8 protein-coding genes are annotated in these 26,439 nt (G+C 74.0%); all 8 read right to left on the reverse strand.

From position 1 onward, the window contains the following. Positions 1 to 10: 10 nt before the first annotated feature. Positions 11 to 19,234 (reverse strand): SDR family NAD(P)-dependent oxidoreductase, encoded by a 19,224-nt coding sequence (locus AB0D93_RS20560; protein ID WP_362121203.1) that lies wholly within the window; start codon positions 19,232 to 19,234, stop codon positions 11 to 13. Positions 19,235 to 19,302: 68 nt separating this feature from the next. Next, positions 19,303 to 20,100: an SAM-dependent methyltransferase gene (locus tag AB0D93_RS20565; protein ID WP_362121204.1), complete on the reverse strand. Its 798-nt coding sequence runs from the start codon at positions 20,098 to 20,100 to the stop codon at positions 19,303 to 19,305. 33 nt (positions 20,101 to 20,133) lie between these two features. Beyond that, complete coding sequence (locus AB0D93_RS20570) at positions 20,134 to 21,246, reverse strand: alpha/beta hydrolase (protein WP_362121207.1); 1,113 nt, start codon at positions 21,244 to 21,246, stop codon at positions 20,134 to 20,136. After that, positions 21,243 to 22,049, reverse strand: a complete 807-nt coding sequence (locus tag AB0D93_RS20575) for a 2-oxo acid dehydrogenase subunit E2 (RefSeq protein WP_362121209.1) — start codon at positions 22,047 to 22,049, stop codon at positions 21,243 to 21,245. The genes AB0D93_RS20570 and AB0D93_RS20575 overlap by 4 nt, the downstream gene beginning before the upstream one ends. Further along, a complete protein-coding gene (locus AB0D93_RS20580; protein WP_362121211.1) occupies positions 22,046 to 22,273 on the reverse strand; it encodes a phosphopantetheine-binding protein in 228 nt (75 codons plus the stop codon). Before AB0D93_RS20580 ends, AB0D93_RS20575 begins: the two co-directional genes overlap by 4 nt. Then, complete coding sequence (locus AB0D93_RS20585) at positions 22,270 to 24,153, reverse strand: HAD-IIIC family phosphatase (RefSeq protein WP_362121213.1); 1,884 nt, start codon at positions 24,151 to 24,153, stop codon at positions 22,270 to 22,272. The genes AB0D93_RS20580 and AB0D93_RS20585 overlap by 4 nt, the downstream gene beginning before the upstream one ends. A gap of 5 nt (positions 24,154 to 24,158) precedes the next feature. Continuing rightward, positions 24,159 to 25,190 carry a 3-oxoacyl-ACP synthase III family protein gene (locus AB0D93_RS20590; protein ID WP_362121215.1) on the reverse strand — a complete coding sequence of 344 codons (1,032 nt, stop codon included), beginning with the start codon at positions 25,188 to 25,190 and terminating at the stop codon, positions 24,159 to 24,161. Between the two features lie 318 nt (positions 25,191 to 25,508). Beyond that, complete coding sequence (locus tag AB0D93_RS20595) at positions 25,509 to 26,390, reverse strand: NAD(P)-dependent oxidoreductase (RefSeq protein ID WP_362121216.1); 882 nt, start codon at positions 26,388 to 26,390, stop codon at positions 25,509 to 25,511. Positions 26,391 to 26,439: the final 49 nt, after the last annotated feature.

The following is a 26,439-nucleotide window of genomic DNA, read 5'->3' on the forward strand; positions in this document are numbered from 1 at the left end:
CGGTGGCCCATCAGGAGGCCCCGAGTTCCCGGTCGATGAAGTCGAAGATCTCGTCGTCGCTGGCCTGGTCGAACGCGTCCGGGCCGGCGTCCGCGCCGGCCGGGGCGACGGCCGGCCGGTCGAGCGTCAGCAGCAGTTCCCGGAGCCGCTCGACGGCGGCCGCCCGGGTGGCGTCGTCGCCGTCGAGCTGCGGCAGCGAACGGGCGAACGCGTCGAGTCCGGCGAGGGCGGAGCCGGCCGGCTCCGGGTCGTCGGGGCCGCTCAGCGTCAGCAGGTGGCCGGCCAGGGCGTCCGGGGTGGGGTGGTCGAACATCACGGTGGTGCTCAGGCGGAGCCCGGTGAGCCGCTCCAGGTCGTTGCGGAACTCGACGGCGGTCAGTGAGTTGAAGCCCATGTCGAGGAAGCCGCGGCCGGGCTGGACGGCGTCGTGGGAGCTGTGGCCGAGGGCCACGGCGGCACGGCGCCGCACCGTGTCGAGCACGGTCTGCCGCTGCTGGTCGGCGCCCATCGTGGACAGCCGGTGCCGGAACGCCTCGGCATCGGCCGGTTCGGCCGTCGTCGCCGTGCGCGCGGGTGCCGTGCGGGTCCGGGCCGGCACCAGGCCGCGCAGGATCGCGGGCAGGGTGTCGGCGGCCGCCTGCTCGCGCAGGGCGCGCAGGTCGAGCCGGGCGGCCACCAGCACGGGGTGGTCCACCGTCAGGCTCCGGTCCAGCTGGGCCAGGCCGTCCTCGACGGTGAGCGGCACGACGCCGGTGCGGCGCAGGCGGGCCCACTGTTCGCCGTCGAGCGCCCCGGTCATGCCGTGGCCCTCGCCCTCGGACTCCCAGCTGCCCCATGCCAGCGAGGTGGCGGGCAGGCCCAGCTCCCGGCGCCGTTCGGCCAGTGCGTCCAGGGTCGCGTTGGCGGCGGCGTAGTTCGCCTGGCCGGCCGAGCCGAGGACACCCGCGACGGAGGAGAAGAGCACGAAGGCGCCCAGGTCCTGGCCGTCGGTCAGCTCGTGCAGATGGATCGCCGCGTCGGTCTTGGGCCGCAGCACCGCGTCGAGGCCGGCGGGGGTCAGCGACGCGAGCACGCCGTCCGCGACGACACCGGCGGTGTGGAACACGGCGGTGAGCGGATGCCGGTCGGGCACGGACCGCAGGACGGCCGCGACGGCGTCGCGGTCGGCGACGTCGCAGGCCGCCATGGTCACCGTCGCCCCGGCCGCGGCCAGTTCGGCCTCCAGCTCCGCGGCTCCGGGCGCCTCGGCACCCCGGCGGCTGACCAGCAGCAGCCGGCGCAGTCCGTGGTGGTGCACGAGGTGGCGGGCCACCTGACGGCCCAGGGCACCGGTCGCACCGGTGATCAGGACGGTGCCGTCGGCGTCGAGCACACTGTCGCCGCCGGCCGCCGCCTCGGTGCCGTCCGCGACCGGCGCGAGGCGTGGCACGCGGGCCGTCCCGGTGCGCAGCGCCACTTCCGGTTCGTCCGCGGCGCAGGCCGCGAGGAACACCTCGGTGGTGGTGTCGTGTCCGTCGGTGTCCACCAGTACGAACCGGCCGGGGTACTCCCGCTGGGCGGACCGCAGCAGCCCGCGCAGCGCGGCGCCGGCCAGTGCGGTGCCCGACACCTCCTCCCCCGGCTCACCGGCGCCGGTGACCACGGCCAGCCGGCCGCGGGACAGGCTCTCCTCCGCCAGCCAGGAGTGCAGCAGGTCCAGGAGGCCCGCCAGCTCCGCGCGCACGGTTTCGGCGGGCGACTCCGCGGCCGGAGCGAGGGCCGGGAAGGAGGCGACGACCACGTCGGGCACGCTGCCTCCCGCGGCGACGAAGCGGGCCAGGGCGGCGACGTCCGGGAACCGCTGCGTACCGGCGGGCAGGCTGATCCCGGGTGCGGGCCGGTCGGTGTCGCCCAGGAGGGCCCACTGGTGTCCGGCGGGCGCCGACGGCAGTGACGGCTCGGTCCATCCGGTCACGTACAGGCCGCCCCGGTCGCCGCGTGCGGCGCCGGCGAGCTGCCCGGCCGGGACCGGCCTGGTGGTCAGGGAGTCGACCCCGGCCACGAATCGCCCGTCCCGGTCCCAGGCCTCCAGCCGCAGCCGGTCGTCGGCGAGCAGGGTGATCCGCGCCCGGAGCGCCGTCGCACCCGTCGCCCGGACCCGGGCGTCGCTCCAGGCGAACGGCAGGACAGGTGCCGCGCTGTCGCGGGCCAGCAGGAAGCCGTGCAGTACGGCGTCGAGCAGGGCGGGGTGCAGCAGGAAACTGGTCACATCGGTGCCCGGGGGCAGTTCGGCCTCCACCAGGACGCTGTCCGCGTCGCGCCAGGCGGCGCGGAGCCCCTGGAACAGGGGGCCGTAGCCCAGTCCGGCGTCGGCGAGGTCGTCGTAGAACGTGTCGACGGCGAGGGCCGCGGCGCCCGCCGGCGGCCAGGCGCCCGGGTCCGCCGGTGCGTCGGGTCCCGCCTCCGGGGTCAGCCGGCCGCCGGCGTGCCTGGTCCACGCGGTGGGCGAGGTGTCGTCCTCCGGCCGGGAGTAGAGCGCCACGGTCCGCTCCCCCTCCTCGCCCGGTCCGCCCACCACGAGCCGCAGCTGGAGCGCCCCGGTCTCCGGTACGAACAGGGGGGATTCCAGGAGCAGTTCACGCACCTGGGTCGCCGCGGTGCGGCTCGCGGCGTGCAGGACCATGTCCAGAACCGCCGCGCCGGGCACGATCGCCGCCCCGGCCACGCGGTGCTCCGCGAGCCAGGTCTGCGTTCCGGCGGTGAGGCGCCCGGTCAGGGTCGTGCCGCCCGTGTCCGGGTGGTCCAGGACGGCCCCCAGCAGGGGGTGCTCCAGCGCGTCCAGCCCGGCCGCCGCGACGTGGGCGTGCTCCGCGGTCGGCTCCAGCCAGTAGCGCTGCCGCTGGAACGGGTAGGTCGGTACGGCGAACGAGCCGGTGCCGGTGCCGAGCACCGCGGCCCAGTCGACGTCGACGCCGTGCACGTGTGCCTGGCCCAGCGCGCCGGCCACCGCCACGTCCTCGGGCTGTTCCGCGCGCAGCGCCGGGACCACGGCGGGCCGCTCGGCCGTGGCCGGCCAGCTGTCCAGGGCCATCGGGGTGAGGACCGCGCCGGGGCCGATCTCGATGAGGACACCGACGCCCTCCGCCTCGGCACGCCGTACCGCGTCGGCGAAGCGGACGGTGCCCCGGGCGTGGCGCACCCAGTAGTCGGCGGAGCCGAGTTCCCCGGCGCCGACGGGTTCACCGGTGAGGGTGGAGATCACCGGCAGCGCGGCGGCTCCGTGACCGGTCTCGCGCAGGACGTCACGGAACTCCTCCAGCATCGGTTCCATGAGCGCCGAGTGGAAGGCGTGACTGACCGTCAGGCGCTTGGTCCTGCGGCCCGATTCGGCCAGCTCGCGGGCGATCCCGGTGACCGCGTCCGCGTCGCCCGCGAGCACCACGGCCGTGGGGCCGTTGACCGCGGCGATGTCCACGGCGGATCCGCGCGCCTCGATCAGTGCCCGCACCTCGTCCTCGGCCGCCTCGACGGCGAGCATCGCGCCGCCCGCGGGCAGCGCCTGCATGAGGCGTCCCCTGGCGGTGACCAGCCGTGCCGCGTCGGCCAGCGAGAGCACGCCGGACACATGGGCGGCCGCTATCTCCCCGACCGAGTGTCCGAGCAGGACGTCCGGGCGGATGCCCCAGTGGCCGAGGAGCCGGAAGAGGGCGACCTCCAGGGCGAAGAGCGCGGGCTGGGTGTAGGCGGTGGTGTCGAGCAGGGCGGCCTCCTCGCTGCCCGGCTCGGCGAACATCACCTCGGCCAGCGGGCGCTGGAGGTGCGGGTCGAGCGCGTCGAACAGCTCCTCCAGGGCGGTGGCGAACACCGGGTACGTCTCGTACAGCACCCGGCCCATGCCGGCGCGCTGGCTGCCCTGGCCGGTGAACATGAAGCCCACCGAGCCGGAGCGGGTCCGGCCGCTGAAGGCACCGGGCGCGGAACCGCCCGCGGCCAGTTCGTCCAGGCCCGCGAGGTGGCCGGCCCCCGGCTGGGGAACGACGGCCGCGCGGTGGTTCCAGCGGGTGCGGGTGGTGGCCAGGGCCCGGGCGACGGCGACCGGGTCGGCCGCCTCACCACCGGCACGTACCGCCTCGGCGAGGTTGGCGGCCTGCTCCCGCAACGCCTGCCCGGAACGCGCCGACAAGATCCACGGCACCACACCCGGCACCGGCTCCACCGACTCCACCGACTCCACCGGCTCGGCCACCGGCGGCTGCTCCAGCACCACATGCGCGTTGGTGCCCGAGATACCGAACGCGGACACCGCCGCCCGACGCGGCCGCCCCACCTCCGGCCACCGCACCTGCTCGGTCAGCAACTCCACCCCGCCACCGGCCCACTCCACATGCTCCGTGGGCGCATCCACATGCAGCGACGCGGGCAACACCCCGTGCTCCATCGCCTTGACCATCTTGATCACACCCGCCACACCGGCCGCCGCCTGCGTGTGCCCGATGTTCGACTTGACCGACCCCAACCGCAGCGGCACCTCACGACCCCGCCCATAAGCGGCGATCAACGCCTGCGCCTCGATCGGGTCCCCCAGCCGGGTCCCCGTACCATGCGCCTCCACCGCGTCCACCTCACCCGGCGCCAGACCCGCGTCCGCCAGAGCAGCCCCGATCACCCGCTGCTGCGCCGGACCGTTCGGCGCCGTCAGACCATTGGACGCACCGTCCTGATTGACCGCCGAACCCCGCAACACCGCCAGCACCCGATGCCCGTTGCGCCGCGCGTCCGACAACCGCTCCACCAGCAGCAGACCCGCACCCTCACTCCAGCCCGTACCATCCGCCGCCTGCGCGAACGGCTTGCACCGCCCATCAGCCGCCAGACCACGCTGCCGGCTGAACTCCACGAACATCGAGGGAGTGGCCATCAGGGTCACCCCGCCGGCCAGGGCGAGATCGCACTCGCCGCGGCGCAGCGACTGGGCGGCCATGTGCAGGGCGACGAGGGAGGAGGAGCACGCGGTGTCGACGGTGACCGCCGGTCCCTGCAGGCCGAGTTGGTACGACACCCGGCCGGACGCGACGCTGGAGGAGTTGCCGATGGACAGGTACCCCTCCATGCCGTCGGGCGTCTCATGGAGGCGGGAGCTGTAGTCGTTGTACATGACGCCGGTGAAGACACCGGTCTGCGTCTCACGCAGGCTCACCGGATCGATCCCGGCCCGCTCCACCACCTCCCACGCCAGCTCCAGCAACAACCGCTGCTGCGGATCCGTCGCCAACGCCTCACGCGGACTGATCTCGAAGAAGTCCGCATCGAACTCCGCCGCGTCATACAAGAACCCACCCCGACGCGCATACGACTTCCCCCGCGCCTCCGGATCCGGGTCGTACAACCCCTCCACATCCCACCCCCGGTCCCGCGGGAACTCACCGATCGCATCCGCACCCGAAGCAACCAACCGCCACAGGTCCTCCGGCGAACGCACCCCACCCGGGAACCGGCAACTCATCCCCACGATCGCCACCGGCTCCTCCACCGGCACCGCCACCCCAGCACCCGCCACCACAGCCGACGCCACCGACTCCCCCAGCAACTCCTGCCGAAGGAACGCCGCCAGCACCACCGGACTGGGATGGTCGAACACCACCGTCGCCGGCAACCGCACCCCCGCGGCCGCCTGCAACCGGTTCCGCAACTCCACCGCCGTCAACGAGTCGAAACCCAGATCCTTGAACGGCCGGCCCGCATCCACCCGCGCCCCGTCCGCATGACCCAGCACCACCGCGACCTGACCCACCACCAGCTCCAGCAGCAACCCCTCCTGCTCCGCCACCGACAACCCCGCCAACCGACCCGCCAGGGAGTCGAGGCCCTGCATCGAGGCGTCGGCCGCGGTGCGCCGCCGTACCGCCGGGGCCAGGCCGCGCAGCATCGGTGAGAGGGTCGCGGAGCGGGAACCGGCGCGCAGGGCCGCGGTGTCGATGGCGGCGGTGACGAGCAGCGGTTCGGGGCGGCGGAGGGCGGCGTTGAAGAGACGCAGACCGAGTTCGTCGGACATCGGGGCGATGCCGGCGCGGGCCATGCGGGCACGGTCGGCCTCCGCCAGATGCCCCGTCATCCCACTCGCCTGCTCCCACAACCCCCACGCCAGCGACACACCCGGCAGACCCCGCTCCCTGCGCCACACCATCAACGCGTCCAGGAACACATTCGCCGCCGCGTAGTTCGACTGACCCGCCGTCCCCAACGTCCCCGCCACCGACGAGAACACCACGAACGCCGACACACCCGACGCCAGCAGATGCAGATTCCACGCACCCGCCACCTTCGGACCCAGCACCCGCGCCAACGACTCCGACGACACGTTCTCCACCGTCGCGTCATCCAGCACACCCGCCGCATGCACCACACCCGACAACGGGAACTCCACCGGCAGACCACCCACCACACCCGCCAGGGCGTCGAAGTCGGCGACGTCGCACGCGGCCACGTCCACGGTGCAGCCGGCGGCGCGCAGTTCCTCCGCCACGTCCACGAGTCCGGCGTCGGCCCCGCCGCGGCGGGAGACCAGCAGCAGGCGCCGCACACCGTGCTCGGACACCAGCTGCCGCGCGACGAGACCACCCAGCGCACCACCGGCACCGGTCACGAGGACCGTCCCGTCACCCCACGACCCGGTGCCGGGCTCCGCCTCGGCGGTCCGGGCCAGCCGGGGCACGCGTACGCCGTCCTCGCTCACGGCGAGCTGCGCCTCCCCGGAGGACACGGCGCGTGCCAGCGTGGCCGCGTCGACGTCGCCGTCCACCTCCAGCAGGACGAACCGTCCCGGGTGCTCGGTCTGCACACTGCGCAGCAGACCCCACACCGCGGCACCGGCGAGACCCGCGGCACCGGAGACACCGCCGGGCCCCACCGAACCCGACGTCACCACCACCAGCCGGCTCGACTCCCACCGCTCGTCCGCCAGCCAGTCCCGCACCAACGACAGCGTCCGCTCCAGGAGTTCGTGAACGGCTTCCGGGGGTTCCGGTTCACCGGCTCGCGGGGTCGCCGGGGGCACGGCCTGCCAGAACACGACCTGGGGCAGGCCGGCGTCCGTGCCGAGGGCACCGAGGCCGGGGGCCTGCTCCAGGGCGGCCACGGCGCGCAGCCCGAGGGGGTCGGGGCCGAGCAGCGCCCAGCCGGTGGCCTCGTGCGCGGTGTCGTCCGCGGCGACGGGCTGCCATTCGACGGCGTACAGCGGGAGGGCGCGCTCGTTCCCCTGCCCGGGGTCCCGGGTCATCTCGCGCAGGACCAGTGACTCGACCGAGGCGAGCGGGGCGCCGAGCGCGTCGGCGATCTCGATGGTGGCCGTGTCGCCGCCCGCCGGGCTCAGTCGCACCCTGAGCAGGGTGGCGCCGACGGCGTGCACCTGGACGCCCGTCCAGGAGAAGGGCAGCACGCCCGGCCGGGGCTCGCCCAGCTCGCCCATGGCCAGCGGATGCAGGGCGGCGTCCAGCAGGGCCGGGTGGACCGCGAAGCGCTGGGCCTCGCGCTGTTCCTCCGGGCGCAGCCGTACCTCGGCGAAGAGGTCGTCGCCCCGGCGCCACAACCGGTGCAGGCACTGGAAGGACGCCCCGTACTCGTAGCCGAGTTCCCGCAGCCGGCCGTAGGCGTCGGCCAGGTCGACGTCGACCGCTCCGGGCGGTGGCCAGGCACCGGCGAGGGTGCCGGCCGGGCGTGCCGTGGAGTTGGTGGCGGCGAGGACGCCGGTCGCGTGGACGGCCCACTCCCGCTCGTCGTCGGCACCGTCCGGGCGGGCGTAGACCGTGACGGCCCGGCGTCCCGCCTCGTCCGCCTCGGTCACCGCCACCTGGACGGCGACACCGCCGTGGGCGGGCAGCACGAGCGGCGCGACCAGGGTGAGGTCCTCGATCAGGTCCGCTCCGGTGGCCTCGCCGGCCCGGAGCAGCATCTCCAGGAAGGCGGTGCCCGGCAGCAGTACGGTGCCGGACACCCCGTGGTCCGCGAGCCACGGATGTGTGTGCAGCGCGAGCCGTCCGGTCAGCAGGGTGCCCCTGCCGTCGCCGAGCGGGACGACCGCGCCGAGCAGCGGGTGGTCGGCCGTGTCGAGACCGGCGGCCGCGACGTCGGCGGTCTCACGGGTCGGCTCCAGCCAGTAGCGCTGCCGTTGGAACGGGTAGGTCGGCAGGTCGAAGGCCGGCCGGCCGTCCTCGGGCAGTGCCCGGTTCCAGTCCACCGGGAGGCCTCCCGTGTAGCCCTCGGCGAGGGAGAGCAGGAAGCGGTCGAGTCCGCCCTCCTGGCGCCGCAGGGTCTGCAGGGCCACTCCGGCGGCCGGGCCGGTGCCGAGGTCCGCCAGGGTCTCCTCGATGCCCATGGTCAGCACCGGGTGCGGACTGGACTCGACGAAGTGACGGAATCCGGCGCCGGCCAGGGCCCCGACCGCCTCCTGAAGACGCACGGTCCGGCGGAGGTTGGTGTACCAGTACTCGGCGTCGAGTGCGGTGGTGTCCAGGAACGCGCACTCGACCGTCGAGAAGAACGGCACCTGCGCGGCCCGCGGCCGGATCGGCGCGAGGACGTCGAGCAGTTCCTCGCGCAGGTCCTCGACGTGCGCGGAGTGCGAGGCGTAGTCGACGGGGATCCGCCGGGCGCGCACGCCGTCGCTCTCCAGCTCGCCCATCAGGGTGTCGAGGGCCGCCACGTCTCCGGCGACCACGACGGAGGCGGGGCCGTTGACGGCCGCGACGCAGACCGCTCCGCCGTGGCGCTCCAGCCGGCGCTCCACCTCGGACGCGGGTAGGGCCACGGACACCATGCCCCCGGTGCCCGCCAGCCGCAGGATCGCCCGGCTGCGCAGGGCCACCACGCGGGCGGCGTCCTCCAGGGAGAGCGCCCCGGCCACGCAGGCCGCGGCGATCTCGCCCTGCGAGTGCCCGACCACCGCGGCCGGTTCCACGCCGTACGACCGCCACAGCTGCGCCAGCGAGACCATGACGGCGAACAGCACCGGCTGGACCACGTCGACGCGCTCCAGCGACGGCGCGCCCTCGGCCCCGTGCAGGACGTCGAGGAGCGACCAGTCGACATGCGCCTGGAGCGCCTCGGCGCACTCGGCCATCCGGGCGGCGAACGCCGGGGCGGTGCGCAGCAGTTCCGTCGCCATGCCGGCCCACTGCGAGCCCTGGCCGGGGAAGACGAACACGGTCTTTCCGTCGGCGGCGACGCCCTGGGCCACGCCGGCGCCGGGGGTGCCGGCCGCGATGCCGTCGAGCAGCCCGGCGAAGTCCGCCGTGTCGTCGGCGAACAGGACCGCGCGGTGGTTCCAGCGGGTGCGGGTGGTGGCCAGGGCCCGGGCGACGGCGACCGGGTCGGCCGCCTCACCACCGGCACGTACCGCCTCGGCGAGGTTGGCGGCCTGCTCCCGCAGCGCCTGCCCGGAACGCGCCGACAAGATCCACGGCACCACACCCGGCACCGGCTCCACCGGCTCCACCGGCTGGGCCACCGGCGGCTGCTCCAGCACCACATGCGCGTTGGTGCCGGAAATACCGAACGCGGACACCGCCGCCCGACGCGGCCGCCCCACCTCCGGCCACCGCACCTGCTCGGTCAGCAACTCCACCCCGCCACCGGCCCACTCCACATGCTCCGTGGGCGCATCCACATGCAGCGACGCGGGCAACACCCCGTGCTCCATCGCCTTGACCATCTTGATCACACCCGCCACACCGGCCGCCGCCTGCGTGTGCCCGATGTTCGACTTGACCGACCCCAACCGCAGCGGCACCTCACGGCCCCGCCCATAAGCGGCGATCAACGCCTGCGCCTCGATCGGGTCCCCCAGCCGGGTCCCCGTACCATGCGCCTCCACCGCGTCCACCTCACCCGGCGCCAGACCCGCGTCCGCCAGAGCAGCCCCGATCACCCGCTGCTGCGCCGGACCGTTCGGCGCCGTCAGACCATTGGACGCACCGTCCTGATTGACCGCCGAACCCCGCAACACCGCCAGCACCCGATGCCCGTTGCGCCGCGCGTCCGACAACCGCTCCACCAACAGCAGACCCGCACCCTCACTCCAGCCCGTACCATCCGCCGCCTGCGCGAACGGCTTGCACCGCCCATCAGCCGCCAGACCACGCTGCCGACTGAACTCCACGAAGGTGTTCGGCGTCGACATGATCGCGACGCCTCCCGCGAGCGCCAGGTCGCACTCGCCGCGGCGCAGCGACTGGGCGGCCATGTGCAGGGCGACGAGGGAGGAGGAGCACGCCGTGTCGACGGTGACCGCCGGTCCCTGCAGGCCGAGTTGGTACGACACCCGGCCCGAGGCCACGCTGGCCTGGTTGCCGGCGAGGAGGAATCCTTCGAGTTCTTCCGGGGCCTGGTGCAGTCGGGCGCTGTAGTCGTTGTACATGACGCCAGTGAAGACACCGGTCTGCGTCTCACGCAGACTCACCGGATCGATCCCGGCCCGCTCCACCACCTCCCACGCCAGCTCCAGCAACAACCGCTGCTGCGGATCCGTCGCCAACGCCTCACGCGGACTGATCTCGAAGAAGTCCGCATCGAACTCCGCCGCGTCATACAAGAACCCACCCCGACGCGCATACGACTTCCCCCGCGCCTCCGGATCCGGGTCGTACAACCCCTCCACATCCCAGCCCCGGTCCCGCGGGAACTCACCGATCGCATCCGCACCCGAAGCCACCAACCGCCACAGGTCCTCCGGCGAACGCACCCCACCCGGGAACCGGCAACTCATCCCCACGATCGCCACCGGCTCCTCCACCGGCACCGCCACCCCAGCACCCGCCACCACAGCCGACACCACCGACTCCCCCAGCAACTCCTGCCGAAGGAACGCCGCCAGCACCACCGGACTGGGATGGTCGAACACCACCGTCGCCGGCAACCGCACCCCCGCCGCCGCCTGCAACCGGTTCCGCAACTCCACCGCCGTCAACGAATCGAAACCCAGATCCTTGAACGGCCGGCCCGCATCCACCCGCGCCCCGTCCGCATGACCCAGCACCACCGCGACCTGACCCACCACCAGATCCAGCAGCAACCCCTCCTGCTCCGCCACCGACAACCCCGCCAACCGACCAGCCAGGGAGGAGCCGGAGCCGGTGCCGGCCGCCGCGCCCGTCGCCCGGCGCAGTGCGGGCCGGACCAGGCCGGTGAACAGCGGGGAGAGCGCTGAACCTCCCTGCTGGGACTGCGACTTGAGAGCCGCGGTGTTCAGCGGGGTGAGCACCAGGTGCGGCCGGTTCAGCTCCAGCGCGGTGTCGAGGAGGCGCAGACCCAGTTCGGTGGGCAGGGGGGCGGTGCCGGCGCGGGCCATGCGGGCACGGTCGGCATCCGCCAGATGCCCCGTCATCCCACTGGCCTGCTCCCACAACCCCCACGCCAGCGACACACCCGGCAGACCCCGCTCCCCGCGCCACACCATCAACGCGTCCAGGAACACATTCGCCGCCGCGTAGTTCGACTGCCCCGCCGTCCCCAACGTCCCCGCCACCGACGAGAACACCACGAACGCCGACACACCCGACGCCAGCAGATGCAGATTCCACGCACCCGCCACCTTCGGACCCAGCACCCGCGCCAACGACTCCGACGACACGTTCTCCACCGTCGCGTCATCCAGCACACCCGCCGCATGCACCACACCCGACAACGGGAACTCCACCGGCAGACCACCCACCACACCCGCCAGGGCGTCGAAGTCGGCGACGTCGCACGCCGCGGTCTCCACCACCGCACCCAGGTCGCGCAACTCGCTCGCGATGGCGGCCAGTTGGGGGTCGGCCCCGCCGCGGCGGGAGACCAGCAGCAGCCGCCGCACACCGTGCTCGGACACCAGGTGCCGCGCGACGAGACCACCCAGCGCACCACCGGCACCGGTGACCAGGACGGTCCCCTCGCCGAAGGACACGCCGGAGTCGGAGTCCGCGCCGGACACCCGGGCCAGCCGGGGCACGTAGGCGCCGTCTCCGCAGACGGCCACCTGCGCCTCGCCGGACGCCAGCACGCCGGGCAGGGCGCCCGCGGCCACGCCGACGTCACCGTCGGCGTCGACCAGCACGAACCGTCCCGGGTGCTCGGACTGCACACTGCGCAGCAGACCCCACACCGCGGCACCGGCGAGACCCGCGGCACCGGAGACACCGCCGGGCCCCACCGCACCCGACGTCACCACCACCAGCCGGCTCGACTCCCACCGCTCGTCCGCCAGCCAGTCCCGCACCAACGACAGCGCGGTCTCGGCGGCGGCGAACGCCCTGGTGTGGGCGTCCTGTCCGGTCTCGTCGCCGACCGGCCAGCCGATCGGTGCCAGCACCACCGCGGGCCGCGGCACGTCGGTGCCGAGCGCGTCGGTGAGGTCGTCCAGGCGGGCGTACCGGGTCGCGCCCAGCTCCGTGGTGTCCAGGACGTCGGGGCCGACGAGGGCCCATCGGCCGGGCTCGGGCGCGGGCTCGGCCGCCACCGCGAGCGGCAGCCAGTCCACGCCGAACACCGAGTGCTGGGCGGGTCCGTCGGCCTGCCCGGTGAGCGGCTTCATGGCACGCAGGGTCAGTTCCTCGACGGAGACCACGGGGGCGCCGGTGGCGTCGGTGACGTCGAGCGCGGCGGTGTCGTCGCCGGTGGCGCGCAGCCGGACCCGCAGGTCGGTGGCGGCCACGGCGTGCAGGGACACGCCCGACCACGCGAACGGCAGGCGCGGGGCGGCGCCGCTCGCGGCGGCCGCGGGGTCCAGGACGAGCAGGTGCAGGGCCGCGTCGAGGAGTGCGGGGTGCAGTCCGTAGCGGTCCGCGGCCGGGCGCTGGTCCTCGGGCAGCGCGGTCTCGACGTAGGTGTCGCCGCCGAGTTCCCAGGCCCGGGTCACGCCCTGGAAGGCGGGGCCGTAGTGATAGCCCTGCTCGGCCAGTCGCCGGTAGAGGTCGTCGAGGTCGAGCGGTGTCGCCCCGGCCGGCGGCCACTGCCGCGGCGGGGACGCCGGTGCCTGCGCGCCGCGTACCAGGGACGCGGTGGCATGACGGGTCCACGGGGCGTGCGCCGGGTCCCCCACGGGGTCGTCGGGGCGTGCGGAGACCGTGAGGAGACGGCGCCCGGTGTCGTCCGGCGCGGTGAGCGACAACTGCAGCTGGACCGCCCCGTGTTCGGGCAGGACGAGCGGCGCTTCGAGGGTCAGGTCCTCCACGCGTCCGTGACCGGTGCGGTGGCCCGCGTGCAGGGCCAGCTCGACGAAGGCGGTGCCGGGCAGCAGGACGGTGTCGCCGACCCGGTGGTCCGCGAGCCACGGATGGGTGCGCAGCGAGAGCCTGCCGGTGAAGACGGTCTGGTCGCTGTCCGCCAGGGTCACGGTGGCGCCGAGCAGCGGGTGGTCCTCGCTCTGCAGGCCGAGCTCCGCGGCGTCGCCGGTGCCCGGACCCTCCGCGAGCCAGTAACGCTCCCGCTGGAAGGGGTAGGTGGGCAGTACCGCCGGGGTGCCGGCCGCAGAGAAGAGTCCGGCCGGGTCCAGTGGGGCTCCGCTCGTGACCGCGACGGCCAGCGCGTGCAGCATCCGGGGCCAGCCGCCCTCGTGGCGGCGCAGTGAGCCGACGGCGGTGCCGCGCACGCCCAGCGCGTCCAGGGTCTCCTCGACGCCGACCGTGAGCACCGGGTGCGGGCTGACCTCGATGAACAGGGTGTGCCCCTGCTCGGCCAGGCCGCGGATCACCTGCTCGAACAGCACCGGGTTGCGCAGGTTGCGGTACCAGTAGCCGCCGTCGAGCTGTGCGGTGTCCTCGATGAGGTCGCCGGTGAGCGTGGAGTGGAACGGCACGGCCGAGTAGGGGCGCGGCGCGATCGGTTCGAGCAGCTGGGCCAGCCGGTCGCGGAGCACCTCCACGTGCGCCGAGTGCGAGGCGTAGTCCACGGGGATGCGGCGGGCCCGGACGTCCAGTTCCGCGCAGTGCGCGAGGAGTTCGTCCAGGGCGTCGGCGTCGCCCGAGACGACCGTGGAGCGCGGGCCGTTGGCCGCGGCCACGGAGATCCGTCCGGACCACTGCGCCAGCAGCCGTTCCACCTCGGCGGACCCCTCGGCCACGGAGACCATGCCGCCGCTGCCCGCGAGGGCGACCAGGGCCTGGCTGCGCAGCGTCACCACGAGGGCGGCGTCCTCCAGCGAGAGGGCGCCCGCGACGCAGGCGGCGGCGATCTCGCCCTGTGAGTGCCCGACCACCGCGGCCGGTTCGACCCCGAGGGCGGACCAGAGCGCGGCGACGGAGACCATGACGGCGAACAGCACCGGCTGGACCACGTCGACGCGTTCCAGCGACGGCGCGCCCTCGGCCTGGTGGAGCACGTCGAACAGCGACCAGTCGACGTGTGCTTCGATCGCGCGGGCGCAGTCCTGCATGCGCTCCCGGAAGACCGTTGAGGACTCCAGGAGTTCCAGGGCCATGCCGGCCCACTGCGAGCCCTGTCCCGGGAACACCAGCACCGGCCGCACGTCCCGGGGCGCGTGGCCGCGCACCAGGAGGTCGTCCGCACCGCCGCTCTCCAGGGCGCGCAGGGCCCGCAGGAAGTCGTCGCGGCTGTCGGCGGTGACGACGGCACGGTGTTCGAACCGGGCGCGCCCGGCGGCCAGGGTACGGCCGACGGCGCGGGTGTCGATCCCGTCGCCGGCGGCCACGAGGTCGGCCAGCCGGCCGGCCTGGGCGCGCAGCGCCGTCTCGTCGCGGGCGCTCAGCAGCCAGGGCACGGCGGATCCCGCCGAGGCCGCGGGTCGTGCGGCGTCCGGCCGTACGGCGTCGGGGGCGGCGGCCTGCGGGGCCTCCTCGACGATCAGGTGGGCGTTGGTACCGCTGATCCCGAACGAGGAGACGGCGGCGCGGCGCGGCCGGTCACCGCGCTCCCACGGCACGGACTCCTGGAGGAGGGCGACGGCTCCGCTGCTCCAGTCGACGTGCGAGGTCGGGCGGTCGACGTGCAGGGTTCTGGGCAGCACCCCGCGCTGGAGGGCCATGACCATCTTGACGACGCCGCCGACGCCCGCCGCGGCCTGGGCATGTCCGATGTTGGACTTGAGGGAACCGAGCCACAGCGGCCGGCCGGCTTCGCGGCCCTGGCCGTAGGTGGCGAGCAGGGCGCGGGCCTCGATCGGGTCGCCGAGCGTGGTGCCGGTGCCGTGCGCCTCGACGGCGTCGACGTCGGCGGTGGTCAGCCCGGCGGTGGTCAGCGCCTGGCGGATGACCCGTTCCTGGGCCGGACCGCTGGGCGCGGACAGGCCGTTGCTCGCGCCGTCCTGGTTGATCGCGGAGCCGCGGATGACCGCGAGCACCGGCAGTCCGCGGCGCTCGGCCTCGGACTGCCGCATCAGCAGCAACATTCCGGCGCCCTCGGCCCACGCTGTACCGTCCGCGGCCTCGGCGAAGGCCTTGGCGCGTCCGTCCGGGGCCAGTCCGCGCTGCCGGCTGAATTCCACGAACATGCCGGGGGAGCTCATCACGGTGGCACCGCCGGCCAGCGCCATGTCGCACTCGCCCTGGCGCAGCGACTGGGCCGCCATGTGCAGGGCCACCAGCGACGAGGAGCAGGCCGTGTCGACGGTGATGGCGGGGCCCTGGAGGCCCAGCGTGTACGCCACGCGGCCGGAGGCCACGCTGGAGGTGCTGCCGGTGAGCAGATAGCCCTCGTAGCCCTGGGCGGCCTGGTGCAGGCGGGGTCCGTACTCGGGGGCGACGGCGCCCACGAACACCCCGGTCTGGCTGCCGCGCAGGGTGGCCGGGTCGATGCCGGCCCGTTCCAGCGCCTCCCAGGAGGTCTCCAGGAGCAGTCGCTGCTGGGGGTCCATCGCGGCCGCCTCGCGCGGGCTGATCCCGAAGAAGCCGGGGTCGAAGCGGTCGGCGTCGTAGAGGAAGCCGCCGGCGTCGACGTAGGAGCGCCCGGTGCGGTCCGGGTCGGTGTCGAAGAGGGTGTCGAGATTCCAGCCGCGGTTGTCGGGGAAGGCCCCGATCGCGTCGGCGCCCGACTCGACGAGCCGCCAGAGGTCCTCGGGCGAGGCGACGCCTCCCGGGTAGCGGCAGGCCATGGCGACGATCGCGACCGGTTCGTCGGCGGCCGTGGCGGCACCGGGGACGCCGGTGTCCTCGCCGGTCGCGCCGCCGAGCAGCCGTTCCAGGTGGCGGCCGAGTTCGAGCGGGCTCGGGTGGTCGTACAGCAGCGTGGTCGGCAGGTCGAGGCCGGTGGCCTGGGACAGCCGTTCGCACAGGTCGACCGACATCAGGGAGTCGAGGCCGAGGTCGCGGAAGACGGCGGTGGCGTCCACCTCGTGCGCGGACGCGTGTCCGAGCACCGCGGCCACCTCCGAGCGGACCAGGGCGAGGACGGCACCCGAGCGGTCCGGACCGCCGGGCGCGGCCTCGGTGCGGACCGTGCCGGCGCCGGCCGGGAGGGCCGGGGCAGGGGTGCGGGCCGGGCCGGGGGCGGCGGCGGTGAGTTCGGGCCAGAAGCTCCGGCGCTGGAAGGCGTACGTCGGCAGCTCGACGAGACGCGCGTCGTGCGGGGCGAAGAAGGCGGCCCAGTCCACTTCCGTGCCGCCCGTGTGCAGTTGGGCGAGCGCGCGGACGAACGTCTCCTGTTCCGGACGCTCACGTCGCTGGGCCGCGGCGACGAGCGGGCGGGCGGCGCCGTCCGGCACGGTCTGCCGGATCATGTGGACGAGCACGGCGTCCGGACCGATCTCGAGGTAGCGGGTGACGCCCTGTTCGTGCAGGGTGCGCACGCCGTCGGCGAAGCGGACCGCGGCGCGCACGTGTGCGGCCCAGTAGTCGGGGGAGCAGAGGTCGTCGGCCGTGGCCACGGCGCCGGTGACGTTCGAGATCACGGGCAGGGCGGGCGCCGCGAACCGCATGCCCCGGGCGGCCTCGCGCAGGCCTTCGAGGGCGGGTTCCATCAGCCGGGAGTGGAAGGCGTGGCTGACCTGCAGCCTGCGGGTCCTGCGGCCGCGGCCGGCGAAGTGGGCGGCCAGCGCGAGCACCCCGGCCTCCGGGCCGGACACGATGGTCGACTCGGGCCCGTTGAGCGCGGCGATCTCGGCGCCGTCGTACTGGGCCAGCGCCTCGGTCACCTCGGCCTCGGTGGCCTCCACGGCGGCCATCCCGCCGCCCTCGGGCAGGGCCTGCATGAGCGCGCCTCGGCGGGCGACGAGTTCGCAGGCGTCGGTGCGGGAGAGCACTCCGGCGACGTGCGCGGCGGCCAGCTCGCCGATCGAGTGGCCTATCAGGTAGTCGGGGCGCACGCCCAGCGAGCCGAGCAGGCGGTACAGGGCGACCTCGAAGGTGAACAGGGCCGGCTGGGTGTACGCGGTCCGGTCCAGCAGGTCGGCGTCCGCGCTGCCGGCCTCGGCGAACATCACGGTGCGCAGGGGGCGGTCGAGGAACCGGTCGAACTCCGCGCAGAGTTCGTCCACGGCCTGCCGGAACGTCTCGAAGGACGCGTACAGTTCACGGCCCATGCCGGCGCGCTGTGCGCCCTGACCGGAGAAGACCAGCGCGAGCGGGCCGTGTTCCGCGGCGGTACCGGTCAGCACGTGTGCGGAGGGCCGGCCGTCGGCGAGTGCGGTGAGCCCGTCCAGCAGGGCGTCGCGGTGCGGGGCGACGACGGCGGCCCGGTGGTCGAAGGCGGTCCGGGTGGTGGCCAGTGACAGCCCGATGCCGGCGGGCCCGGCGTCCGGTGCGGTCAGCAGGTGCGCGCGCAGCCGGCCGGCCTGTCCCCGCACCGCGTCCGGGGTCCGCCCGGACAGCACCCAGGGGAACACGCTGCCGACCTCGTCGGCCGCCGCCTCCACCCCGGCACCGAAGTCACCGTCCGGGCCCACTCCGGCACCCGGCTCCACGGCCGGCTCCGTACCGGCGGAGCCGGGGCCGGGGGCCGGGGTGCGTGTCGTGTCGGACGGTGCCGGGGTTGCGCCGGGTGCCGTCTCGTCCGGGACGTGTTCGGCGAGGACGACATGGCAGTTGGTCCCGCCCATGCTGAAGGAGCTGACGCCGGCCACGAGCCGCTGCTCGGGGCGGGGCCAGGCTCCGTGCTCGGACTGGACCCGCAGGCGGAGGTCGCGGAGCGGGATGTCGGGGTTGGGCGTCCGGTAGTGCAGGCTCGCGGGGAGTTCGCGGTTGCCGATGCTCAGCGCCGCCTTGAGCAGGCCGGTGATACCGGCGGCGGCCTCCAGGTGCCCGACGTTGGTCTTGGCGGAGCCCACCCGCACCGGCGCGTCCTCGGCCCGGTCCGCCGCGAACACCGCACCGAGCGCGGCCGCCTCGATCGGGTCGCCGATCCGGGTGCCGGTGCCGTGCAGTTCGACGTACTGCACCGAGGAGGGACCGAGGCCGGCCGCGGCCTGCGCCCGCCGGACGGCCTCGGCCTGGTACTCGGCGCTGGGTACGGTCAGGCCGTTGGTGCGGCCGTCGTTGGTGACGGCGCTGCCGAGGATGACGCACTGGATGCGGTCGCCGTCCCGCACCGCCTGCTCCAGCGGCTTGAGCAGCACCAGCCCCGCGCCCTCGCCCCGCACGTAGCCGTCCGCCTCCGCGTCGAAGGTGCGGCAGCGTCCGGTCGGGGACAGCGCGCCGAACTTGGAGCTGGTCACCGTGGTGTCGGTCAGCAGGTTGAGGTTGACGCCGCCGGCGATGGCCAGGTCCGACTCCCCCGCACGCAGGCTCTCGCAGGCGAGGTGGACGGCGACCAGGGACGAGGACTGGCCGGCGTCCACGGCGAGGCTCGGGCCGTGCAGACCGAGCACGTAGGAGACCCGGTTGGCGATGATGCTGCGGTGGGTGCCGGTCACCGTGTGGCTGGTGCTGCCGTCCGGTCCGCGCCGGCCGAGCAGGTCGGCGTAGTCGTCCCAGATGGCCCCGACGAACACTCCGGTACGGGAGTCCCGGATCCGCGCGGGGACGATCCCGGCGTTCTCCAGGACCTCCCAGCCGAGTTCGAGCACGAGCCGCTGCTGCGGGTCCGTCTCCACGGCCTCGCGCGGGGAGATGCCGAAGAACGTCGCGTCGAACCCGTCGACCTGGTCGAGGAAGGCGCCGTACCAGGTCCGGTCGCCGTCGGCCGGCCAGCGGTGCTCGGGGGCGGGGACCACCGCGTCCCCGCCCTCGCGGAGGAGCTGCCAGAAGGCCTGCGGACTGTCCGCCTGCGGCAGCCGGCAGGCCATGCCGATGACCGCGACGGCCTCCTGGCGCCGTACGGCGGACTCGTGCGCGTCCATGTCCGAGGTTCCTGCAAACACCTTGTTCACTCCTCCGTCGAATTCCGTGGCCGAGCGTCCGTCGCGCGTTAGTTCTTGCGGGCCAGGCCCGCGTAGATGACCATGTCGCTGACCTTGCGGGGGGCGGCGGTGCCGGACCGCCACTCGGTGGTCTCCACCAGGCCGGGCTCCAGCAGTTCGAGGCCGTCGAAGAAGCGCCTGATCTGCTCCTTCGTGCGGTTGGCGTTGAGCTCGATGCTCCGCTTCTCGAAGGCGCGGTCGGTGGTGCCGGCGAGCTCGTCGAGTTCGGCCAGGGAGACGTGGGACAGCACCAGGTGGCTGCCGGCGGGCAGGGCGTCGAGCAGCACGCGGACGGCCGCCCACGGGTCCTCGGCGTCCGGGACGAAGTGCAGGACGGCGACGAGCAGCAGGGCCACCGGGCGGTCGAAGTCGATCAGCTTGCGCACCCGGGGGTCGTCGAGGATGGCCTGGGGGCGGGCGACGTCGCCGAGGACCACCTCGACGTTGTCCCGGCCGCTCACCAGGGACTCGGCGTGCGCCGCGACCGTGGCGTCGTTGTCCACGTAGACGACGCGCGCGGAGGGGTCGATGGCCTGCGCGATCGCGTGCACGTTGTCCTGGGTGGGCAGGCCCGAGCCGAGGTCGAGGAACTGGTTGATCCCCGCCTCCTCGACGAGGTGGGTGACGGCCCGGATGAGGAAGTCGCGGTTGGCCCGTGCGGCGGCGAAGACGCCCGGGTCGGTGGCGGCGATCTCGTCGACCAGTGCGCGGTCGACCGGGTGGTTCTCGGTGCCGCCGAGCAGGTAGTCGTACATGCGGGCGAGGCCCGGCCGCGTGGTGTCGATCTGCAGGGAGCTGTCGGTCACGGAATCGTCCGTTCTTCGAAGGGAGTTGTCGGGTCAGGCCGGGACGTGCCCGGCGGGGCGGCGGGGGCCGGCCAGTCGGCGCCTGAGGGCGAGGAAGCCGGCGGTCAGGGCCAGCAGGGCGGTGCGCGGGCCGCCGACCCCGCGCATCCTCAACAGGGAGAGGAAGATCCACAGCCGGGTCTCCAGGGCGTTGCCCGGACCCGCGTGGGCGTCGTGGTACTCCAGCACCTTGGTGCCGGCCACCGTGGCCCTGAGCCGGGCCACGTCCTCGCCGGGGACGATCGCGTCCTCGTGGGTGGCCAGGTAGTGGACCGGGATGTCGAGCGCGGCGAGTTCCGCGTCGGTGAGGGCCCAGTCGCTCATGTCGCCGGTGATGGCGGCCGGGCTGGTGCGGGTGAGTCCGGCCAGCGTCTCCACGGTGATCCGGGGCAGGCCCATCCGCCAGACGGGGTCGGCGAAGAAGGCGGTGACGGGCGCGGCGATGGTGACGACACCCCTGATCCGCCGGTCGTGGACCGCGCAGCGCAGCGCGGCGTGACCGCTGAAGCTGAGGGTGAGCGCGTAGGTGTGCTCGACGTCGGCGCGGTCGCGGACCGCGTCGAGCAGAGGCGGGATCATCCGCCAGCTGTCCGCGGAGTAGGGCAGGGGGTTCTCTCCGACGCCCGGCAGCTCCGCCACCAGGACCGCCATGCCGAGCCGGGACGCCTGGGCGAGCAGGGGCATCCACTGTTCCTTGATGCTGATGATGCCGCCCATCACGAGCAGCAGCGGACGCCGCTCGGTGGCCGACAGGCCGCTCGTCCAGCACGGCACGGTGTCGCCGAGGACGGGCACGTCGAGCCGGCTGACGCCGTGACCGGCCGCCCAGGCGGCGCACGCCTCGACGCACCGCTTCAGGGCGCGCTCCCGGGCGGGGCCGTTCACGGCCGGGAAGCGGGCCAGGTTGTAGTAGCCGCACGCCCCGAGCAGGTCGCCCTCGGCCTCCAGCCGGCCTGCCGCGCGGGTCCACTCCCCCGCCCAGGAACCGGGTTCGTCCTCGTCGTCGGAGTGGATCCGGTCGCAGACCGCCTCGTACGCGGCCTGCGGGATGTTCTGGGCGCGGGCGTGGGCCAGCCCGTAGAGCTTCAGCTCGGCCACGTCGTTCATCGCCGGCCTCCCAGGGGCAGGCGGTGGTCGTCCGCGCCGTGCACGACGGGCAGCTGGAAGTTCTCCAGCGCCGCCTTGATGTCGGCGAGCAGGTCGGCCGCCTCGGCGCCGTCGACCACCCGGTGGTCGAAGGCGAGGTTGAGGCGCATCACGGGAGCGACGACGACCCTGCCGTCGCGGACCACCGGCTGGTCGGTGATCCGCCCCAGGCCGAGGGTGATGGTGGTGCCGCCGACCGAGTGGAAGCCGTTGACGGGCCGGTGGCCGAGGGAGGACACGGCCAGGGTGCCCATGAGCCGGCGCCGGCCGGCGGGCGGACGTACGGTCCGTGCGAAGAGCGGCGAGCCGAGCCATGCGGGCAGCCGGTGCAGGCGGCGTACGGGCGCGAACTCGGGCATCGTCGTCGCGTCACCGGCCCGGTAGTGGGCCAGCTGCTCCTGGATGCCGTCGAGGTCGGACACATGGGCGTCGCGGAGCACCGCGGACAGCACGACCCGCTCTCCGTCGAGGTTCTTGTCGAGGGCGACCTTCACGTCGACGCCGTCGTAGCTCTCGATCCGCGGGCGCAGTCCGCCGTGCAGCGCGGCGTTGGCCCGCGGGTGGGCGGCCAGCGCGCGGGCCGCGGCGAGGATGGTGACGGCGACGGCGGAGTAGCGGCGACCGCTCTGTGCGGCGGCCCCGCGCACGTCCTGCACCCGGGTCATGTCGACGTCGGTGTCGAGGAAGACCGGGGAGAAGCCGCGGATGGTCCGCAGGAAGTAGTAGGTGTGGCGACGCCGGGAGGTCAGCGGGCGCAGGCTCATGGCGCCACCGCCAGGTCGTAGACGTGGGCGAGGGTGGGTGCCTCGATGACCTGGGGCAGGGAGAGACGGCGTCCGGTCTCCCGTTCCAGGGCGGTCAGCAGCCACATGACGTGGAGGGAGTCCCAGCCGGGCACCTGGTCCACGCTGCGGCGCAGGTCGTCGCTGGTGACCGGGATGCCTATCTGGTCACTGATCAGCTGCGCGAAGTCGTCCAGGCTGTTCAACGTTCCTCCCTCTCCGGGCGGTCGATCAGACGGATGTGGCCGGGCACGTCGGGCAGTTCGGCGAGCAGATGGCGGAACGTCGTGTGCGTGCCGTCGCCGCCGGTCTCCTCGAAGCCGTGGTCCGGGTAGAGCCCGCGTACCTTGGCGTTCTTCGCGGTGGCGCGGTGGGCGGCCTCGACCACGCGGACGCCCTGGGCCTTGGCGGCGTGCAGCACCGCCGCCAGGCAGGCCTGTTCGACGCCGCGGGCCAGGACCCGGCAGCTGAGCAGGAAATTCTCGATGGTCAGCACGTCGCCGGCGCGGCGCAGGAAGACGGCGCCGGTCAGTCCGCTGCCGCCGAACCGGTCGCTGACGTGGACGGCCAGCACGGTGTGGGCCGGGTCCGCCACCCGCTGCCGTACGTCGGCAGGCTGGAGCCGCTGTGTGGTCAGGTTGAACTGGTTGGTGCGCAGGGTGAGCTGGGAGACGCGGGCGATGTCGTCCGGCCCGGCGGGGCCGATGGTGACCGAGATCCCGAGGTCGTTCAGGTAGTCGTCGACGCTGGTGTGGGCCGCGCGGAGTTCGCCGCGGGCCGCGTCGGCGCGGTAGAGGGAGGTGCGCTCGGCGTCCTCCTGGGTGACCGTCCGGACGGTGAACCAGCCGTCGGCGAGCAGCTTCTCGATGTGCAGGGCCGGTTCGTCGTCGAGCGGGACGACGTCCACCTCGGGGCACTGGGCGCGGACGACTCCGCACTCGTGGGGGCTGTCGTCGGCGAAGACGAAGCTGTCGAGGCCGATGCCGATGGTCGCGGCGAGTTCCCGCAGATGTCCGTGCTTGGCGGTCCAGTCGGCTCTGACCTGGACGAAGTCGTCCTCGCCGAGGACCATGCCGGGGTGCGAGCGCAGCACGTCCCGGACGGGCTCCAGGTCGTTCTTGCTGACGGCGGTGAGCAGGACGCCCTGCGACACGAGCTGCTTGACGACCTTCTGGAACGCGGCGAACGCCTTGCCGCGCAGACCCTCGCCCACCTCGATGCCCTCGGCGCCGTCCTCGCTCAGCACGCCGCCCCACAGCGTCTCGTCCAGGTCGACCGCGAGGCACTTCTTGGTCCGCCCGGTCAGGTGCCGGGCCAGGTGCGCGACCTCGCGGGCGTACGCGGCGAGCAGGGGGGCCGACAGGTGGGCGCCGGCGTAGGCGCTGAGCCGCGGGTCGGTGGCGGGCACTCCGTCGGCCAGCAGCGGGTCGAGGTCGATGACGACCACCTGGGGCTGATCGTCGCCGATGCGCAGCAGCCGGGCGTTGGCCTCCCGCCACATGGCGCCGAGCCGGCCCCGGGAGCGGTGGTCGACGAGCTGGGCCGTGAACCGCCGCAGCAGCGGCAGGGTGTTGAGGACCAGGGTGGCCCCGCTGTGGGCCACGAAGCGCTCGGCGAGGCCCTCGATCAGGGTGACCCGGTGGTCCAGCGCCGTCCGCACGGCGTCGAGGTCCCAGGGCGTGGGCAGGTCGTCGATGACGGTCATGGGGTCGAGGACGCACAGGGCGAGCGCGGGCCGGGCGGCGTGCAACTCGCTGGCCGGGTCGGACAGTTCGTGGACGTAGGCGTCGAAGTCGGTGACGGTCGGGCGCAGCAGCAGTCCGTGCCGGGCGAGTTCCGCGGTCAGCGGGGGCACGAGCATGGCGAGGTTGCCGTGGCCTGTCACCGCGACGGAGACCTGCTGGACCCGGTCGTGCGCTCCCAGTACGTCGTCCGGGTCGAGCCGGGCGAGCAGCTGACCCGCCTGCTGGAACTCGGCTTCGGTGGCCTGCGCCAGACGGGCCCGCACCTGCGGGTAGTCCGCCGCGAGCCGGCCCGCCCGGTGCAGGTCGAGCAGGGAGCCCGGGGTCGGGGTGGTCGGGGTCATGGCCGTCACACCCGCTCGATCGCGAAGCCGGCCCGGATCCACTTGCTCGACTCCACGGAGATGGCGAGCGCCTTGTCTCCGGGGCTCATCAGCTCCAGCGCCCGTTCCAGCTGGAAGAAGGGCGTCGCGTTGCCGGTGTTGCCGGTCTGCGCGACACAGCTGATCTCCTTGGCGCCGAGCAGGTCGATGGCCTCCACCACCCGCCGGGTCATCCGGCCCGACAGCTGGGGCGGCAGGAGGTAGTCGACGTCCTCCGGGGCCCAGCCCAGTTCCGCCAGGAGCTGGTCGCGGATCTCGCGGCTCATCGTCGGCACGGAGGCCTCGATGGCCTTGTAGTCCTCCGCCGCGGGCGTGCGGTCGGAGAACCGGTCGGCCGGGCCGAACCACTCGAGGATCTGGCCCGCGGCCCGGCCGAGGCCGGTGAGCCGGGCCGCGGTGAGGCGGATGGTGGCCTGGGCCTGTGCCGGGTCGGTGCCGAGCACCACGGCGCCGGCGCCGTCGCCGAACAGCACGTAGTTGATGAGCTGTTCCGGGCGCAGCGCGCCGAAGTCCTGGCCGAGGTCGAAGTACTTCTCGTTCAGCTCTCCGCCGATCACCAGGGCCCTGCGGTAGGCGCCGGTGGTCAGCAGCTGGTGGGCCACGGTGAGCGCCTGGAACGCCCCGGTGCAGCCGGACTGCAGCTGGAAGACGGGTACGCCGTCGATGCCCAGCCGGTCGGCGATCACCGAGGCGGTGGTCGGCAGCAGCTGGTCGGGGGTGGCCGTGCCCATGACCACCAGGTCGATGTCCGCGGGGGCGGCGCCGGCGGAGTCGAGCGCGCGACGGGCGGCGAGCTCGCCGAGGTCGGCGAGGGAGTTGCGGCGTTCGCCGGAGTCCAGGTCGACCGAGAGGTGGCGGGTGTCCGTGCCGATGAAGACCTGGATCCACTCCTCCCACTGGTCGCTCATGCCGAACCGCCGGGCGAGAGCGGCGTTGTCCACGGGCGCGCCGGGTACGGCGGTGCCCGCGGACACGATGTGGATTGCCTCGGGTGTCATGTGATCCCTCCGTGTAGTCGCCGTCGCCGCCGGTCCGGGCCGGCTCGTCGAACGGCTCGAAGCGGGCGGTTGACCGGACCCGGGTCCGGCAGGGCACCGATGGCAGACATCCTCGAAGGGGCCGCTTAAGCGGTCTTAAGGGCTCCCTTGTCTTCCGGCGCCGGGAGGCCGGGACGGCGCCCTGGTGCCGCACCGACGTCGACGCGGGTGGCGGTGGCGGTGGCATGCGAAAGCGCCCCGGGTCCGACACGGAACCCGGGGCGCTCATGCCCGTGCGCGCGGCCCGCCGGGGCGAGGCGGGGCCGGTGGCGCGCCGGACTACTGCGGCACGAGCACGGGCGCCGGCCGCCCGACGTACTCGGCCAGCGCGTGCCGCCAGGGGCGCTGCAACCTCCCCGCCCAGCCGGGGAGTTCGCCGACCAGAGGGGTGTACGTGGGCCGCGGGGCGTCCACGTGCTGCTGGGGCCGGGCGCGGGTGATGGGCACGTCGAAGCCGACCATCTGCACGGCGGCCTCGGCCAGTTCGTACCAGGAGGCGCTGCCGGAGTTCACCACGTGGTAGGTGCCGGAGGCCGGCTCGTCGAGCGCCAGGGCGAGTGTCATCCTCGCCAGGTCGACGGTGTACGTCGGCGACATCACGATCGAGTCGACGACGCTCAGCGGCTTGCCCGCGTGGGCCATGTCGAGGATTCGGCCGACGAAGCAGGGCCGGGCGCCCGCGCTGCGCGGAGTGGGCCCGAACAGGCCGGCGGTACGGGCCACGATGTGCCGGGGGCTGCCCAGCCTGGTCTCGTGCTCGCCGGCCAGCTTGGTCACGCCGTAGGTCAGTACGGGCGAAGTGGGCGAGTCGGGGCCGTACGGGGACCCGGAGTTGCCGTCGAAGACGAAGTCCGTGCTGATGTAGATCGGCAGCGCGCCGATCCGGGCACAGGTACGGCTCACCCAGCGGGCGCCGAGCGCGTGGGTGCGGTAGGCGACCTCGGGGTGGCGCTCGCAGAGGTCGGCGGGCATCAGGGCGGCCGCGTTGACGACGGCGTCGGGCCGGTTGCTCTCCAGGTACCGCTCGACCTGGACCTGTTCCGCGATGTCGAGTTCGCCGCGCCCGGGGAAGAGCACTTCCGTGACTTCGGGGAACTGCCGGACCGCGGTCCGAAACGCCGTTCCGAGCAGGCCGCCGGAACCAATGACGACGACGCGCACGCGATCACCCACCGATCTGTTTGGGGGCCTGGTTCCCGCTGCCGGCGGC

This window comes from Streptomyces sp. NPDC048191, from assembly GCF_040652655.1.
In the GTDB taxonomy this organism is placed as follows: Bacteria; Actinomycetota; Actinomycetes; order Streptomycetales; family Streptomycetaceae; genus Streptomyces.